Origin of the sequence: Peribacillus sp. CSMR9, assembly GCF_033141925.1 — a bacterium.
GTDB lineage: Bacteria > Bacillota > Bacilli > Bacillales > DSM-1321 > Peribacillus > Peribacillus simplex_A.
This window is the reverse complement of the sequence record NZ_JAOPHO010000001.1, coordinates 60,431-75,997: the sequence shown is the minus strand read 5'-3', so window position 1 is coordinate 75,997 and position 15,567 is coordinate 60,431. Positions and strand designations below refer to the sequence as shown.

Sequence of the window (15,567 nt, the reverse complement as noted above, 5' to 3'; positions counted from 1 at the left end):
ATATCTAAACGGCAAGATGTTCGAATAATCCAATTACTCCATAGTTTGATCATTGGAAACGAAATGGGAAAGGATGATTACCATGAAGAAAGCGGAAGTTGGAAATATCATTGAATTTAGAGAAGGCTTAAAAGGAATCGTCGAGAAAGTGAACGAGAACTCAGTAATCGTGGACGTCACGTATATGGAAAATTATCGTGATTTGGAACTTGAACAGAAGACCGTCGTCAACCATAAAAATTATAAAATCATAGGATAAGTCAATGTAAACAAACGGGATGGTTTCTTAATGACTATTCCGTTTTCACTTTTTAGAAGCATGCCAATTCATTCTCCTGCTTTTTTGTAACAATATTCACTCCATACCGTCTATTTCATTAAAGGTCCTGCATTTGTGATTGCGGGGATATCTATTATATGAATTTTTATTTCTATCAGAGAGATGAGGGAAAAGAAATGACTAGTTGGGCACGTTCTATTGGCTGTGCCGCATTCGCCGCTTTGCTGACTGGCTGCGGTATGACCACAGACAAAAATGCAGATGGGCCACAGGGAGATTCAGTAAATGAGGAGAACGAAGGCAATTCTTCTCAAGGTGGCAATGACGGAAACAACAACAAAGTAAGACTGATGGAGCAAAACCTGCAATATACAAGTAATGGGAAAGAAATAGTAAAAACAGCGTTCTTAAAAAGAAGTGATAATCAACCGTTCAGCCTCTATGTTTTGCAACAATTTAAATTAAGTGCCGAAGAACCTGGAAAGGATATTATTTTCCTGACTGAAGATGACTCCATTTATATGAGAATCGAATTGTTGACAGCGGATGTCAATTGGGATGAGGTGGAAGAAAATGTTCATACCCAGCTGAAAAGCCATTCAAAAACGATTAGGGATCCGGCACTTGATATAGAGAACGGCGCGGGATATGAAGTCGAAAGTGGGGATGATGTGATCACTTCCATATTGCTCAAGGATGAGAAAGCACCCGTCCGCTTAACTATTTTCACGAAAAAAGATATGGATTTCCGGGATGCTTTTCTAGAAATGGCTAAGACGCTTATGAAAGGATGAACCCCCATTTCCCCTGGGACGGAGGGCAAATGTCTTGCCCCCCGTACTTCATTACTTCTTTCCTGCCTTGCTTTTCCAGACCAGAATTAAAAAAAGCAGGCTTATGTATCCAAAAATCGGATAAATGTATCCTAATAACCTTCCATATCCGAATTCACTAATGATCAAAGCTATTAAAAAAATCATAGCTATGATTAGCATGCTTGGCAATTTGATATAACTGCTGATTTGCCTTTGTAATCCATATATGTTTCCGATGACCGAAGTGAATATCTCCCCGTAGATCACCAAAATGAACATCCAATATAATTGACCGGCTGCCGTTCTCATAATAACTGCCGAAGGAATTTCATAACTATTCACGTCAGGAAGTGTCATAAGTGAAAAATGCCCCGATAATAAAATGATGGTTAGGAATATCCCCCCAAGGATTGCTCCATGTTTAATGACCTTCTCATCTCGGACTTCATAAGCCACCGGAACCAGCACAGCCTGTGCCAAAGCAAGATTAAAGGCTGTATAGGCAAATGGTGACAAAATCACTTTCAAGGTAATCACTTCATCGGGAACTTTAGTAAGGGTCTTGAAGAAATCCCCATTTCCCAAAGTCGAGAAAAAAAGGATCAAACTAAAACAGATCATGATTGGTACTACAAAAGAGTTTACAGTGAATACACCGCGCATACCCATCATCAAGACCAAGGATGCCAGGATGATCGTAGACCAGCTTCCTATACTTTTCGGCACGCCAAGTTGTTCCTCGAAAACGGCGCCTGAACCGGAAATCATGACAGCCGTCACCCCTAGCAGCATGATAAGGAAAAAGATATTGATGATTCCTGCTATTTTCTTTCCAAAAAGAAATTCATTGAATTCCTCATAAGAAGATGCTCTGATTCTTGCGGAAATGAGCATGATTTTCGTTCCAGTAAAAATGAAAATATAACCTGCTATTAAAATACCAATAAAGCCATAAAAGCCATAACGGGTAAAAAACTCGACAATCTCTTTTCCAGTTGCAAAACCTGCACCGACGACTGTGCCTACATATACCGCTGCAATCTGAAAAATCCCTGACCACCTTGACAGCATACTCTCCCCTCCTCCCTACATTTATATGTAAGGAAGGGACATTTAAGACAAGCCAAGCAATATTCCTTATGTCAGCTGTTTTTTACCATGACTTAAAGGCATTAAAGAAAAAGTTCTCTCCATCATTGTACCCTATTCACCTCTTATGCATTTCCCTAGGGCTTAAGCAGTTGATTTGTATGTGCCCTGCCTAACTTCCTGAATGTGATGAAAGATTAAAAACGCTTAAGGAGTAATTCTCAAGCGTTTTTTTAAAAGCATTCAATTTATTACCGTATCATATAAAATCTCATCTTTTATAATGCTTTATCATCGACAGTTGAAAGCCATTCGTCTATCACCTTCACAACGGACTGAACAGTACCTTCAACAAATGGGGATTTCAAATTCGCAGATTCAATGAGACCAAGGAAAGATTTGCTGCCTCCAAGTTGGCACAGGTTCAAATAATCCCTCCAAGCCGTTTCATCTTTTTCAGCCGACCTTTTCCAAAACTGGAAAGCGCAAATTTGAGCCAATGTATAGTCGATATAATAAAAAGGTGCCTGATAAATGTGGCTTTGCCGCTGCCAATACCCACCATTCTCCAAGAATTCATTCCCTTCATAATCACGATGCGGCAAATATTCCATCTCGATCTTACGCCAAGCCTGCTTTCTTTCAATTGGGGAGGCATCAGGATTCTCATAGACAAAATGCTGAAATTCATCAACGGCTACCCCATACGGGAGAAATGTAAGTGCACCACTTAAATGGGAAAACTTATACTTTTCCGTATCTTCCTTAAAAAATAGCTCCATCCATGGCCAGGTTAGAAATTCCATACTCATCGAATGGATTTCACACGCTTCATAGGTAGGCCAATAATACTCCGGAATGTCAAGATTACGGCTGCGATACACTTGGAATGCATGGCCTGCCTCATGTGTTAAAACATCTATGTCCCCTGAAGTCCCGTTGAAATTTGAAAAGATGAATGGAGCTTTATAGTCTTCTATAAAAGTACAGTAGCCCCCGCTTTCTTTTCCTTTCTTCGCCACAAGGTCCATCAGTTCATTATCGATCATAAAGTTGAAAAACTCATTCGTTTCAGGTGAAAGCTCTTGGTACATCTTTTTCCCATTTTCGATGATCCACTGAGCATCGCCTTTTGGAACGGCATTACCCGTTCTGAAATGAAAATTCTCATCATAATAGTTCAAATTCTCCAAGCCAAGCCGTTCACGCTGACGTCCCTTCAGCCGGGTTACAAGCGGTACCACTTCTTCTTTCACCTGCTTGCGGAAAGCAGCAGCCATTTCAGCATTATAATCAGTCCTTGTCATTCGATAATACCCAAGCTCCACGAAGTTTTCATAACCTAGCGCTATCGAAATCCCATGCCTCACCTTGACAAGTTCATCGAATATACGATCCAAATCCTCCTGCTTTTCTTCAAAGAAACCGTAATATGCCTTACTTGCATTTTTCCTTAACTCACGGTCCGCCGACTCCATAAAAGGCTGAAGCTGCGCAAGTGTTAGCTCTTTTCCATCAAAGTGAATTTTTGCAGAGGCAATTAATTGCGAATATTCACTTGACAATTTATTTTCTTTTTGCAGTTGCGGTATGATTTCGGGCGAAAATGTTTTAAGCTGTGCCTCAGCCAAGTCAAATAGTTGATTTCCCCATTTCCCCTCAAGCTCCTGACGATATTTCGAGCGGACGAGTTCTTTGTAAAATTTTGATGTTAACTCTTCCATTTCAGGGGAGAATTCATCTAAATAATCATTCTCCGCTTTATAAAATTCATCATTGGTATCAATGGAATGTCGAATATAGACCAAATTAAACATCGTACCCACATAATTTCGAATTTCACTTATTTCTTCCATGGATTTTATTTGTGCAGCAGCATTTTCAGCGTCCGTAAACTTTTCCAAGGCCTTCATGAACCGGGTTTTAATCTCATCCATTTCAGGACGTCTATACTCATACTCATTAAATTTCATATATACACTCCTTTTCACGATATAACAAGATTTTTTTTGACTGTAAAATCCGGATTAACGTCAAGACACATTCTTCATTATCGCGGTTATCGTAATATAATTTAATTCGCCACAGTGTTAGTAAAAACCTTCATGTCCTTTGAACAAATTAAGGTTGTACCAGCATTGCACAACATCCAATTAGACATAAAAAACCAGCACCTGCAGTAAAATCGGGGTGCTGGTTCTTAAGCTAATTTTGAGCGGAATATCCAATCTTCTTAAGTAATTCTATCACGGTGGCCTTTTCATCTTGAGTAAGTACACTCATGATATCATCGATTCTTTTTTCATGCTCAGGAAATACTCCTTCAATAAAGGCCTTTCCTTTATCCGTTATTTTTGCAAAGGTTACACGGCGATCCTCTTTACATGCTATTCTCTGTAGATATTCCTTCTGTTCAAGTTTATCCACGACATAGGTAATGCTGCCGCTCGCTAGCAGGATTTTTCCGCCTATTTGCTGAAGAGGCTGATCGCCTTTATGATAAAGTAATTCCAGTACGGCAAACTCAGTTGGATTCAAACCTTCTTCGGCTATATGTTTATTCACCACATCATTAATTGATCGATGAGCTCTAGACATCACAATAAACAGTTTCAAAGACTGTTGGATGTTATTATTCTCCATAACTTCACAACCTTAAAGTTTTTAATTAAAATATCTTGAATTAAAAGTTATTATATGGCATTATGACTTTTTTGTCAATCTGCTCTGTTAGTATGCACTATTGTTTAATCACTCAGTTTGATATACTTGAAAAAAAAGTTAAAGTAGTGACGAACATGAAAACAAGGCATAAATTCACCACATATCTACTTATTGTTATTCTACCATTAATTATTCTTTCCATCATTTATTGGATGTATTTAGAACGTTCCATTCAAAAAGAAAGACGGGAACAAGCTGTATGGGCGGGAACGGTTTATCAAGAATACATAGATCAAGTTATCAGTGAAACAAAGGAAAACCTTGAGCTGCTTAGCCTTAGCAGTTCTGTTCTTTATATGGATGATAAAAAAACCGAACACCTTATGAAATGGATCAAAGATACAGATTCCAGGTATGCCGGAGTATATTGGCTAAATCAGGATGGCGTTTCCATCTCGGGGACGAATAAACATTTCAATAATTACCATTTAATTGAACAGGATGATATAAAGCGTGCAGTAAAAACTCAAAAAGCCGTTGTTGTAGGAACCCAGGAGCTGTATGACCCGGATTTCAATTATTTTTCCATTTTTGCTCCCATTCTGGATCATGATAAAAAGGCGCAAGGGTTTTTATTGGCACATATTAGGCTGGATCATATGGAAAAAATATTAAAAATGCTCAGCCCTGGTCATACCTTTAGATTGGAAACAAACGATAAAACCCGAATTTTAGATATAAATGCCGAAGAATTTACTGAACATCCAACATGGGTGGATGTTCCTTTAACCGAAGTGGACTGGAAACTGTCCGTGAAGATACCTGACAAGATTAACACAAATAACATGAATGTCTTTTTAATGCTTGTCTTTTTCACCTTCTTCTTTACTCACATAATCTATACCGTCGTGGAGGAACTGATCGTACGCAGAAATACGAAAAACCAAAAGTTATTAAACGATAAACAAAAAATAGATTTTGTCGGCACATTGGCTGCTAGTACTGCACATGAAATAAAAAACCCACTAACGGGCATAAAGGGACTGGTACAGTTACTGGTTGAAAAACATCCTGAAGAACAAGATCAGTTTTATTACTCTGTCATCATGAAGGAAATTGAACGGATCAATAGTATCGTCAGCGAGTTTTTGATTTTAGGGAAGCCCATGGTCCAGACCTTATCCTTATATGATATTCGCAGTATCATTGCCGAATTGAGACCAATAATAGAATCAGAAGCACGTCACTTCAATATTGAAGTGGAATGGAATATCGTAAAGGAACCGATCCTGGTTCATTATACAAAGGACCAACTCAAACAGGTCATTCTTAACATTGCCAAAAACGGATTCGAGGCCATGGAAGTTGGAAAAAAGTTAAGGATACGAATCCACCATGAAAATGAACGGGCTAAAATCATAATCATCGACACCGGGCAAGGACTGAATGAACAAGATATCGGTAAAGTATTCGAACCATTCTATACATCAAAAAAGGAAGGAACCGGATTAGGACTTTTTGTGTGTAAACGAATAATTGAATCTTTTAACGGAACCATCGAGCTTACAAGTAAACCTCTCAACGGTACAACCGTGACAATCAGCCTACCACTAATTAATGACCATCCTTAGTAATGCATTGAGGAGTTTCATTTATAAATGAAGCCAGGACTAACGATTCCGATTTTTTTAAAGGTGTCATGCATACATACCTTATCGAATCTATTTTAATTATGGAATGGGTAAAATTCTTAATCAGGAAGAAGGAAATAAACATATGGGACGTATCGCTGCCATTAAAGCAAAACCCCAAAAACAAGATATGACTCTGAAAATCATGATCATCATAGGCATATGCCATTTAATGAATGATTCTCTTCAAGCCGTTGTACCGGCCATGTTCCCAATCCTCGAGAAATCAATGTCTCTAACGTATACTCAGCTGGGGATGATTGCATTCTGCCTGAATATCGTCTCATCCCTTCTGCAACCCGCAGTTGGGTTCTATACGGATAAAAAGCCCCTCCCTTATGCATTGCCCATTGGATTGACCAGTACATTAATTGGGGTCATCATTCTTGCAATTGCCCCAAACTATACCATAATCCTTGGTGCAGTCATCTTGATGGGCTTTGGATCAGCCATTTTCCATCCGGAAGGCTCTAGGGTTGCCTACATGGCAGGCGGCCCCAAAAGAGGCCTGGCACAATCAATTTATCAGGTAGGCGGGAATAGCGGGCAGGCCCTTGCCCCACTCATCACAGCCATCGTGCTTGTTCCATTTGGTCAAAAAGGTGCACTCTGGTTTGGCCTAGTTGCCTTAACGGCCGTTATCCTATTGCTGTATATTGCCAAGTGGTATTCTCAAAAATTAGTTCATTTCCAGCCTAAAAAGGTTGCGGCAAAAGTAATCAATAAAGAGCGGTCCCATAAAGTGGCCAAAGCCTTGGTATTAATTTTATTCATTATATTTGCCCGTTCCTGGTATGTATCATGCATGACGAACTTTTATAGTTTTTATTTAATCGAGCAGCATTCATTCACGATAAAATCCGCTCAGATTTTCCTATTTGCCTTTTTAGCCGCTGGAGCTGTAGGTACGTTTTTCGGTGGTCCGCTTGCGGATAGATACGGTCGTAAAAATGTGATTCTCTTTTCGTTCGCTGCCAGTATGCCATTAACCGCACTTTTACCATTCGTACCACCTACAGCCGCTTTTATCCTATTATTGATGGCAGGCTTCATTATAATGAGCAGTTTTTCTGTCACAGTAATATACGCACAGGAATTGGTCCCGGGAAAAGTCGGAACAATGGCCGGCTTGACTGTAGGGTTAGCCTTTGGAATGGGAGCCATTGGATCCGTTTCACTGGGTGCCATTGCTGATATAATTGGGATCGAATCCATGATTAAGCTAGTGGGATTCCTGCCATTGCTGGGGATCATCAGCGTATTGCTGCCGACTGATCTAACATTGAAAAAATGGTATGCAGAAGAATGATACAGATCATTCATGCACGACTGCAAAATGGGTGTTTCCTGGAACATATTTTTTTACCATCCCATACAATGAAGTATTGTTTAAGTTGATAAATAAGTTGATATGGACCATACAAAGGAGAAATTCATGAGTGGAGTTCTATTAGGCAGCATCCTATCTGCCATGTCTACAGGGTTCGGTGCGTTACCGATCTTGTTTATTCAAGATTCAATCACACATCGATTCAGAGACACGCTTCTGGCATTTACCGCTGGTATTATGATGGCTGCTTCGTTATTGAGCCTGATCCCGGAGTCTATAGCCACCGGAGGGTATATACAGCTTGTCATTGGGGTTTTTCTCGGGGTAATGACATTGACGATCATGGAAAAAAACATTCCGCATATCGATCTCAGCCATACGAAAAGTGGTATTCAGTTTGATGAAAAGGCTTTGCTTATCATCACTGCCATTACACTCCATAATATTCCTGAGGGCCTTTCTGTTGGTGTCAGTTACGCCTCTGATTCAGCTGATACAGGTAACTTGATCGCCTTTGCCATCGGCCTGCAAAATGCTCCGGAAGGTTTACTAGTCGCTTTGTTTTTAATTAATCAAAAAATCGGTAAATTCACTGCATTCCTGATAGCAACCTTAACTGGTACCATCGAAATAATTACGGGCTTATTGGGTTATTATTTAACCTCTTACATTGGGTTCCTGGTTCCTTACGGCCTAGCTTTCGCCGCCGGAGCCATGCTTTTCATCGTTTATAAGGAGTTGATTCCTGAAAGCCATGGGGATGGTAATGAACGCACCTCAACCTATTCCTTCATTGTTGGTCTTTTGTTCATGGTAATATTATTGGAAATTTTGTGATTTCCGGACCTGACAATGGCTGGCTCCATTATTTGGGTCAGCCTTTAGTTTTTGTTTATCAGTGTAATCCACTCAGTTAAATTCGACTTCTAAACTACTCCCGATGTTAGAAAGGACACCTTCTGGTGGCCTCCCCTCAATGTATGCCTCATACCCATAGGAATTTCAAAAGAAAATGATTGTCCTTTATATGAGTCTTTCTTGACATTATCTATGAAATGTTTGTAAAGTTCATTTCCATCAGAAAACGGTCACCTGATCATTAGCCCTAAAGGTGATTATCTCCAATACCGCCAATTTAAGAAGACATGGTGCATTCTCAGTTCCATTTAAATTGTAATATCATCATTAAAGGGCTTCTGTACAATAACAACCATTTCTTCGCGCTTATTTCTCACTTCCACTGACGAATGATGTTGAAGGATCAAATACTCATTTATAAGTTTATCAAGTTGCTCGCTTTGGCGAAGGGTAAACTCATGGCCTATTCCATACATTTTTGCCAGCTCCATCATTTCCCAACGCTTCATTTGAATCTCAGAACAAATTTCCGTTGCACACCTAGAATTCATAACTGCATTCACTACTCCTGCCCTTTTAAAGTTACATCATAATAAAGAAGTATTACAAAATATGCCTTATATGTAAATAGATTCGCAAAAAAAGACAAAACTTCTTAAATTGCGATAAAGCTTGACCCACCAGCAGACAGGATATGACGGAAATATCTAACCCATATTCCTCTTATAATGATTAGGAGGATTTGATATGAAGCCAGCTCCGTACCTCGATTCGAAAGTTCTCCCATTTGATTTTTCACTGTTCGTTTCCTCTTAAATAATTCAGCAGTTTAACTCAATATCAAACCGGACAAGTTTATCAAAAATGATAGTCCCTTTAATGTGAGCACAATATTTTTTGGACAGGTACAACCTCAGTCGTGAATCCAAGATAATAATGATGGAAAATGGAAACTAAAAAAAGGAATCCAATGAATAAGGACCCCCATATACTATTAGGATTTTCCATGCTTTTCTGGTTACTGGGCAAAGGTCTAGAACATTTCCACCTCTCACTCGAATGGCAAATATATATGAAAGCTCGTCCCTATATCTACTTCGCTTTCCACTTCTATAAAGCCCTTGTGCTCTTCAATGATTTTATAGCTGACCATGAGCCCCAGCCCAGTTCCCCTATCTTTCGTCGTATAAAAAGGTTCACCTAATTTTTTTAGCTTTTCCGTTGAGATCCCCATGCCTTGATCGGTAATAGAAATACAAATATATTTCTCTGAATATCGGGTTGTTTTAATTCGTACAGATCCGCCATCCGGCATGACTTCCAATGCATTTTTGATTATGTTAATGAACACTTGCTTTAACTGGTTCGCTTCACATAAAACCTTAAACTCATCTTCTTCGAAATCTGTCTCGAATTGAATATTTTCCAACAATGCCTGAGCGGCCAGTAATTCTAGCGTCTCTCTCAAAATGGTATGGACATCCTGTTTAAAAACTTTTAGCGCCTGGGGCTTTGCCAGTACCAAAAATTCCGTGATAATGGTTTCGATTCGCTTAATTTCAGATGTAATCACATGAAAATATGTGGAGAAATCTCCCTTAACACCATCCTCAAGCAACTGGATAAACCCTTTTAAAGCAGTCATTGGATTCCTGATTTCGTGGGCAATCCCTGCAGCCAATTCACCAACGACATTCAAAGTATCTGATTTCCGGATCTGTTCCTGCATTTCGAGATTTTTACTCACATCACGGAAAATACTTAGATTCAAGTTCGAATATAAATTCTTTCTCGTTAAAAATTCAATATGCTTAATTGTTCCGTCTTCGAATGTTATCGGAATGATGGATGAGTAGACCTCATGCTTGTAAACATTATCAATATGTGCGTTCAAGGCAGGAACATTTCCAGGGATTTTCTCGATGAATCCCTTTACAGATAAAGAAAGCAGTTTACGCTTCGATATTTCCAATATTTCCTGACCCGCTTCATTAATATCCGTGAACCCTTCATGGTTCCATAAAATCAAGCCGTCTAATGTCCCCTCAAAAATCTTCCTGAATTTCTTCTCACTATCCCTTAATTCCTTCTCAATCAGCCAGCGTTCACTGACATTTCGAAATATCGTTACGTTATACCCATCACCCTCATGTTTTTTGGCAGTCAATTCAAGTAATTTTATTTGGTGATTCGGCATTTTATAAATCAGTTCCCCCCTCACTTGGGTGTCCCTTTCAAACGTCTCCATTATCTGCTCAAAATGATGTTTGTTGCTGTATACGTATTTCCAGATATAACTGCCTATCAATTCCTCTCTGCTTGATTCAAATATTTTACATGCTGATTGATTGACTCGAAAAATGATTCCGTCATCATTCCAGAATATGATCGCATCCATGGACTGGTCGAATAATTCCGCAAAAATCCGTTCGCTCGTCTCTAACTTCTTTTCTATTAAATTTGATTCTGTAATTCTTCGAAGCACCGACATGTATAATTCATTTCCTACCGCTGAGCTGATAGAAAAAGTAAAATGATGCCGCTCAACCCCGATCATTATCTCCACCTCTCCTTTGAAGTTCGACTCAACAAATGCTCTTTTTATGCTCTCGTCCCAATATGCCTTATAATCAGGGGAAATGAGGTCCCTCATATTCTTGCCGACAATCTCTTTTTTCGGGATGCCCATGACATGGATAAAAGCATGGTTCACTTCCATGATTATTCCTGAACCATCGAATAGGACGATGCTTTCTACGGCCGTATCAAAAAGGTCCAAAAACATCTGCCTTGACATTCTTGTTTCCCGGGATGATGAAAGATCCAATGTCACATCCCCTAAACGATAAAATTGCTGTCCTTCGGAAGGAGCCCCTATTGGTATAAACTCTATATGCTTTAGGGCACCGGTATGGAGCTGGATCATCTGTCTTTCACTTTCACTCGGCTTTTTTGGAGTACCGGACTCTTCCTGATCATTTAAAGGGCTAACCTCGAGAAAATCAGTTATCTTCATGGACAACAGCTGATTTTTCGATGTTTCCAGCAGGGCACAAGCGGCATCATTTACATAAGTGAGCCTTAGTTCCTCATCAACCCTAATATAAGGCTCTGGCATTGAATTGAAAATGTTCAAAAACCCTTCGATCTGTTTATTCAATTTTAAAATTTCCTGTTTATTTTCCGTTTCATTCCCATAACCGATATTCATATTGACACCCCTTTTCAAAACCCATACTTACCAAACTTTATTCGACACCCATCTTGATTTTCCTCGGTATTATCGAAAATCCGTGCATTCATCGAAAACCTAAATTATCCTTTATGTCAAATAATAGTATGTTGAATCACTTAAAACTTAGCGTTAAGCTTAATTTAATGTTATTTTTATAAATTTTATAAATATTGATTTAGTTCATTGTATTTAGGGTATAAGAAATAACAATGCTCTCTAGCTACCTTAAAAATTTTTAGGAGGCAACTATGAAACAACGTGATTTTTTCTTTGATAACGCCAAATTCATTCTCATGGCTTTTGTCGTCTTTGGACATTTGCTGAATACGTATATACATGATAGTGAAACGATTTACGCTTTATATAAAACCATTTATTCCTTTCACATGCCGGCCTTTATTCTAGTTTCAGGTTTTTTTGCGAAAGGTTTTTATCAAAAAGGGTATTTAGCTAAAATTACAAAAAAACTAATTTTACCCTACATCATTTTCCAATTGATATATACCGTTTACTATTATTTTTTATATGAACGTTCTGCAATCACTGTTGACTTGCTTGATCCCCAATGGTCGCTTTGGTTCTTGATCAGTTTATTCTGCTGGAACATCATGCTGCTTGGTTTTTCAAAGCTAAAGCCATCAGTAGGCATAGGTTTATCCATTTTAATCGCTTTATTGATTGGGTATATTGACAATGTCTCCAATTACCTTAGTCTCTCGAGGACATTCGTTTTTTTCCCGATGTTTTTGATCGGGTACCATTTAAGCAAGGAACACTTAAAGAAACTGTTCACACCCAAGGTTCGTTTGGCTTCACTTAGTGTCATGTTAGTGATTTTTATCGGTTTTTATTTAAATGCCGATGTCAATTATAAATGGCTCCTCGGTTCGAAACCATATACCGAGCTTGAAGATGCGACAATCGTATCCATGTTTAAACGCCTGGGGTTTTATGGATTGAGCGTAATTTCAGTGTTCAGCTTCCTTTCATTCATCCCACGCGGACAATATTTCTTTACGAATTGGGGTAAACAAACCCTTTATGTATATCTGCTGCACGGATTCTTCATCCGCTTCTTCCGTGAAAGCACTCTACATGACTACTTCAGCAATACAGAGAGCTTTATCATGCTTGCCGGTCTATCCTTCTTGATTACCGTGTTATTATCAAGCGAAATGATTGCCACAATGGCACAGCCGATCATCGAATTGAAGGCGACCAAAACAAAACGATTCATGACTAAAACGAAAGAATATATAAAACAAGCATTTTAAATAAAACGGATAAAGCATTTTCTGCTTTATCCGTTTTTTTCAAAAAGTAATTCCAGTTCGGCTTTAAAGCTGAAAGATTTCCGTTCATTCAATAACTCATTTTTCAAATGGAGCGCACTATGGTAAAATTACTCGTTAGTGCTTGTTGGCTTAAAAAGATATGTACACGAAAGGAGCCAGGCGTTTCTTTTACGCCCTTTAACATGAATATAATAATCAGTACTCTTAATGCAAAATATATCCATACATCGCTATCCATCCGCTATTTAAAGGCTTATGCCCAGCCAGATTATAATGTACATCTAGCAGAATATACGATAAAAGATCCGATTATGAACATAGTTGGTGACCTTCATTCCAAAAAACCAGATGTCATAGGATTCAGCTGCTATATTTGGAACATCGAGGAAACAATGAAAGTAGTAGCCATGCTGAAGAAAATCAATCCAGAATTGGTCATCATTCTCGGAGGACCTGAAGTCACATATGATGTTGGAGAATGGCTTGATCAGATTCCTGGGGCTGATTTCATCGTAATTGGCGAGGGTGAGGTCACCTTCAAGTCCCTTTTATCTGAAATTGAAGGTTCGAATGACTATAAGAAGGTCGGAGGCATTGCGTATCGACTGGATGGAAAAAAAATCATCCAGCCTCAAAACGGCAAGGTTGATTTGAAATCGCTCCCTTCTCCTTATCGTTTGGAGGAAGACCGTGGCGATCTATCTAAACGTGTCACCTATATCGAAACTAGCCGAGGATGCCCGTTCAGCTGCCAATTTTGCCTGTCATCGATTGAAGTGGGTGTCAGATATTTTGATCGTGAGAAGATTAAAGAAGATATCAGGTACCTTATGGCTAATGGTGCAAAGACCATTAAGTTCGTTGACCGAACCTTCAATATCAGCCGAAGCTATGCCATGGAAATGTTTCAATTCTTAATCGATGAGCATCTTCCCGGTGTGGTTTTCCAGTTCGAAATCACGGCGGACATCATGCGTCCGGAAGTTATCCAGTTCTTGAACGATAATGCCCCTGCAGGATTGTTCCGCTTTGAAATAGGGGTACAATCGACGAATGACCATACAAATGATCTAGTTATGAGAAGGCAGAATTTCGAAAAACTGACCAGGACCGTAACTATGGTAAAAGATGGGCAGAAAATTGATCAGCATTTAGACCTGATTGCCGGTTTACCTGAAGAAGATTATCATTCTTTCAAAAAGACTTTCAATGATGTTTTTGAGCTGAGACCCGAAGAGATGCAGCTTGGCTTCTTAAAGATGCTCCGAGGTACGGGTTTACGGATACGTGCCAATGAACACCAATATATTTACAGTGATCATGCTCCTTATGAAATCCTAGGAAATAATGTTTTAAGCTTCGATGACATTGTCCGCATTAAACAAGTTGAAGATGTCCTTGAAAAATACTGGAACGATCATAGAATGGATCACACCACGGAATACCTTGTCAAAACGGTATTTCAATCACCATTCGACTTTTTTCAGGATTTCGGTACCTTTTGGGATGAACAAGGCTGGTCACGAATCGGACACCAGCTGGAAGACTTGTTCAGACGCTTACAGCAGTTTTTGGCTTCCCGGGAATCTGCTGAACTGAATAACATTATCGGACTCATGAAATTGGATTATTTCATGAACCAAAAATACAAACCACGTAAACCTTGGTGGGAAGCTTCCCTGGATAAAAATGGACGGAAAGTGATATATGAAGATATTCTGAATAAACCTGAACAGCTTGGTTCCTCTTTCACAGCCTTGGCACTTAATGAAAAAGAAATACACAAACATACCTTGCTCGAGGCACTACCCTTTGATTTGGAAACGTATCTAGCAGAGGGTACAATCGTCGAGAAACCATCGATCATGCTTGCCTATTTTGATCCGAGTGGAAAGGGATCAAACATTTTCCCGCTCCCAAAATCTAGAAATGCCATTTTTTAAAGATTAAGGGCGGACCCAAAATGGGTCCGTCCTTATTTATTTATTATCACGTTTTTTATTTTCTTTTGCTAATATTTCATAAATTTTGGTTGCGTTCATATCGCCACTGAATTCGATTCCAAATTCAGTTCGTACATGTTCCCCCACCTTTTCCTGGGAGTTCCGTTTTTCTTTTTCCATTAACTTCTTCCTTTTCTGCCTTGCTTTGAATTGCGGTTGGCACCTTTTATTGGGTTTTCCTCTAATGCGAACTCATTGGAAAACTCATTTTCAGCTTGGTTTCTTTTTGGCGTTTTACTTGCTTTGACAGCACCATCTACATTAGCTTTCCGTTTCATTTTCATCCACCCTTTTTAATATAGTTTAC

Annotated in this window: 14 protein-coding genes; 7 read left to right on the top strand and 7 right to left on the bottom strand. The window is 39.1% G+C overall.

The features are described 5' to 3' along the window. The first annotated feature begins 82 nt into the window (after positions 1 to 82). Both N9I19_RS00355 and N9I19_RS00350 read left to right on the top strand, forming a co-directional pair. Complete coding sequence (locus N9I19_RS00355; RefSeq protein ID WP_064505160.1) at positions 83 to 259, top strand: YkvS family protein; 177 nt, start codon at positions 83 to 85, stop codon at positions 257 to 259. A gap of 197 nt (positions 260 to 456) precedes the next feature. Next, positions 457 to 1,074 carry a hypothetical protein gene (locus N9I19_RS00350; protein ID WP_155727264.1) on the top strand — a complete coding sequence of 206 codons (618 nt, stop codon included), beginning with the start codon at positions 457 to 459 and terminating at the stop codon, positions 1,072 to 1,074. A gap of 51 nt (positions 1,075 to 1,125) precedes the next feature. Here the strand turns inward: N9I19_RS00350 and N9I19_RS00345 are convergent, their stop codons facing one another. The 3 genes from N9I19_RS00345 to N9I19_RS00335 form a co-directional block, all read right to left on the bottom strand. After that, positions 1,126 to 2,166: a YkvI family membrane protein gene (locus N9I19_RS00345; protein ID WP_317776699.1), complete on the bottom strand. Its 1,041-nt coding sequence runs from the start codon at positions 2,164 to 2,166 to the stop codon at positions 1,126 to 1,128. A gap of 296 nt (positions 2,167 to 2,462) precedes the next feature. Further along, entirely contained in the window at positions 2,463 to 4,157 is a 1,695-nt protein-coding gene (locus tag N9I19_RS00340; protein ID WP_317776698.1) for a M3 family oligoendopeptidase, read from the bottom strand. A 232-nt stretch (positions 4,158 to 4,389) separates the two neighbouring features. Further along, positions 4,390 to 4,827, bottom strand: a complete 438-nt coding sequence (locus tag N9I19_RS00335; RefSeq protein WP_034314147.1) for a MarR family winged helix-turn-helix transcriptional regulator — start codon at positions 4,825 to 4,827, stop codon at positions 4,390 to 4,392. A gap of 155 nt (positions 4,828 to 4,982) precedes the next feature. Between N9I19_RS00335 and N9I19_RS00330 the strand changes: the two genes are divergently transcribed. The 3 genes from N9I19_RS00330 to N9I19_RS00320 all read left to right on the top strand — a co-directional run bounded on the left by N9I19_RS00330 (position 4,983) and on the right by N9I19_RS00320 (position 8,706). Beyond that, complete coding sequence (locus N9I19_RS00330) at positions 4,983 to 6,479, top strand: ATP-binding protein (protein ID WP_317776697.1); 1,497 nt, start codon at positions 4,983 to 4,985, stop codon at positions 6,477 to 6,479. A gap of 145 nt (positions 6,480 to 6,624) precedes the next feature. After that, the gene (locus tag N9I19_RS00325; protein WP_061462226.1) at positions 6,625 to 7,848 is read left to right on the top strand and encodes an MFS transporter; all 1,224 of its coding nucleotides are present in this window, start codon (positions 6,625 to 6,627) and stop codon (positions 7,846 to 7,848) included. A 126-nt stretch (positions 7,849 to 7,974) separates the two neighbouring features. Next, on the top strand, positions 7,975 to 8,706 hold the full coding sequence (locus N9I19_RS00320; RefSeq protein WP_061462225.1) for a ZIP family metal transporter: 732 nt from the start codon (positions 7,975 to 7,977) through the stop codon (positions 8,704 to 8,706). A 329-nt stretch (positions 8,707 to 9,035) separates the two neighbouring features. Here the strand turns inward: N9I19_RS00320 and N9I19_RS00315 are convergent, their stop codons facing one another. Together N9I19_RS00315 and N9I19_RS00310 are read right to left on the bottom strand one after the other, a co-directional pair. Then, a complete protein-coding gene (locus N9I19_RS00315) occupies positions 9,036 to 9,278 on the bottom strand; it encodes an aspartyl-phosphate phosphatase Spo0E family protein (protein WP_089362353.1) in 243 nt (80 codons plus the stop codon). Between the two features lie 500 nt (positions 9,279 to 9,778). Continuing rightward, the gene (locus N9I19_RS00310; protein WP_317776696.1) at positions 9,779 to 11,938 is read right to left on the bottom strand and encodes a PAS domain S-box protein; all 2,160 of its coding nucleotides are present in this window, start codon (positions 11,936 to 11,938) and stop codon (positions 9,779 to 9,781) included. A 272-nt stretch (positions 11,939 to 12,210) separates the two neighbouring features. Between N9I19_RS00310 and N9I19_RS00305 the strand changes: the two genes are divergently transcribed. Together N9I19_RS00305 and N9I19_RS00300 are read left to right on the top strand one after the other, a co-directional pair. After that, complete coding sequence (locus tag N9I19_RS00305; RefSeq protein WP_317776695.1) at positions 12,211 to 13,236, top strand: acyltransferase family protein; 1,026 nt, start codon at positions 12,211 to 12,213, stop codon at positions 13,234 to 13,236. 203 nt (positions 13,237 to 13,439) lie between these two features. Then, positions 13,440 to 15,200: a B12-binding domain-containing radical SAM protein gene (locus N9I19_RS00300; protein ID WP_089362350.1), complete on the top strand. Its 1,761-nt coding sequence runs from the start codon at positions 13,440 to 13,442 to the stop codon at positions 15,198 to 15,200. Between the two features lie 36 nt (positions 15,201 to 15,236). On the opposite strand, the gene N9I19_RS00295 is transcribed toward N9I19_RS00300, so the two are convergent. After that, a complete protein-coding gene (locus N9I19_RS00295) occupies positions 15,237 to 15,380 on the bottom strand; it encodes a hypothetical protein (RefSeq protein ID WP_167555972.1) in 144 nt (47 codons plus the stop codon). Further along, positions 15,380 to 15,538, bottom strand: coding sequence for a hypothetical protein (locus tag N9I19_RS00290; protein WP_089362349.1), 159 nt, complete (start codon positions 15,536 to 15,538; stop codon positions 15,380 to 15,382). Before N9I19_RS00290 ends, N9I19_RS00295 begins: the two co-directional genes overlap by 1 nt. Between the last annotated feature and the right edge of the window lie 29 nt (positions 15,539 to 15,567).

Bases quoted from the DNA above. Each gene is read 5' to 3' on its own strand.
- N9I19_RS00355 (WP_064505160.1), top strand. From the start codon at position 83: ATGAAGAAAGCGGAAGTTGGAAATATCATTGAATTTAGAGAAGGCTTA.
- N9I19_RS00350 (WP_155727264.1), top strand. From the start codon at position 457: ATGACTAGTTGGGCACGTTCTATTGGCTGTGCCGCATTCGCCGCTTTG.
- N9I19_RS00345 (WP_317776699.1), bottom strand. From the start codon at position 2,166: ATGCTGTCAAGGTGGTCAGGGATTTTTCAGATTGCAGCGGTATATGTA.
- N9I19_RS00340 (WP_317776698.1), bottom strand. From the start codon at position 4,157: ATGAAATTTAATGAGTATGAGTATAGACGTCCTGAAATGGATGAGATT.
- N9I19_RS00335 (WP_034314147.1), bottom strand. From the start codon at position 4,827: ATGGAGAATAATAACATCCAACAGTCTTTGAAACTGTTTATTGTGATG.
- N9I19_RS00330 (WP_317776697.1), top strand. From the start codon at position 4,983: ATGAAAACAAGGCATAAATTCACCACATATCTACTTATTGTTATTCTA.
- N9I19_RS00325 (WP_061462226.1), top strand. From the start codon at position 6,625: ATGGGACGTATCGCTGCCATTAAAGCAAAACCCCAAAAACAAGATATG.
- N9I19_RS00320 (WP_061462225.1), top strand. From the start codon at position 7,975: ATGAGTGGAGTTCTATTAGGCAGCATCCTATCTGCCATGTCTACAGGG.
- N9I19_RS00315 (WP_089362353.1), bottom strand. From the start codon at position 9,278: ATGAATTCTAGGTGTGCAACGGAAATTTGTTCTGAGATTCAAATGAAG.
- N9I19_RS00310 (WP_317776696.1), bottom strand. From the start codon at position 11,938: ATGAATATCGGTTATGGGAATGAAACGGAAAATAAACAGGAAATTTTA.
- N9I19_RS00305 (WP_317776695.1), top strand. From the start codon at position 12,211: ATGAAACAACGTGATTTTTTCTTTGATAACGCCAAATTCATTCTCATG.
- N9I19_RS00300 (WP_089362350.1), top strand. From the start codon at position 13,440: ATGAATATAATAATCAGTACTCTTAATGCAAAATATATCCATACATCG.
- N9I19_RS00295 (WP_167555972.1), bottom strand. From the start codon at position 15,380: ATGGAAAAAGAAAAACGGAACTCCCAGGAAAAGGTGGGGGAACATGTA.
- N9I19_RS00290 (WP_089362349.1), bottom strand. From the start codon at position 15,538: ATGAAACGGAAAGCTAATGTAGATGGTGCTGTCAAAGCAAGTAAAACG.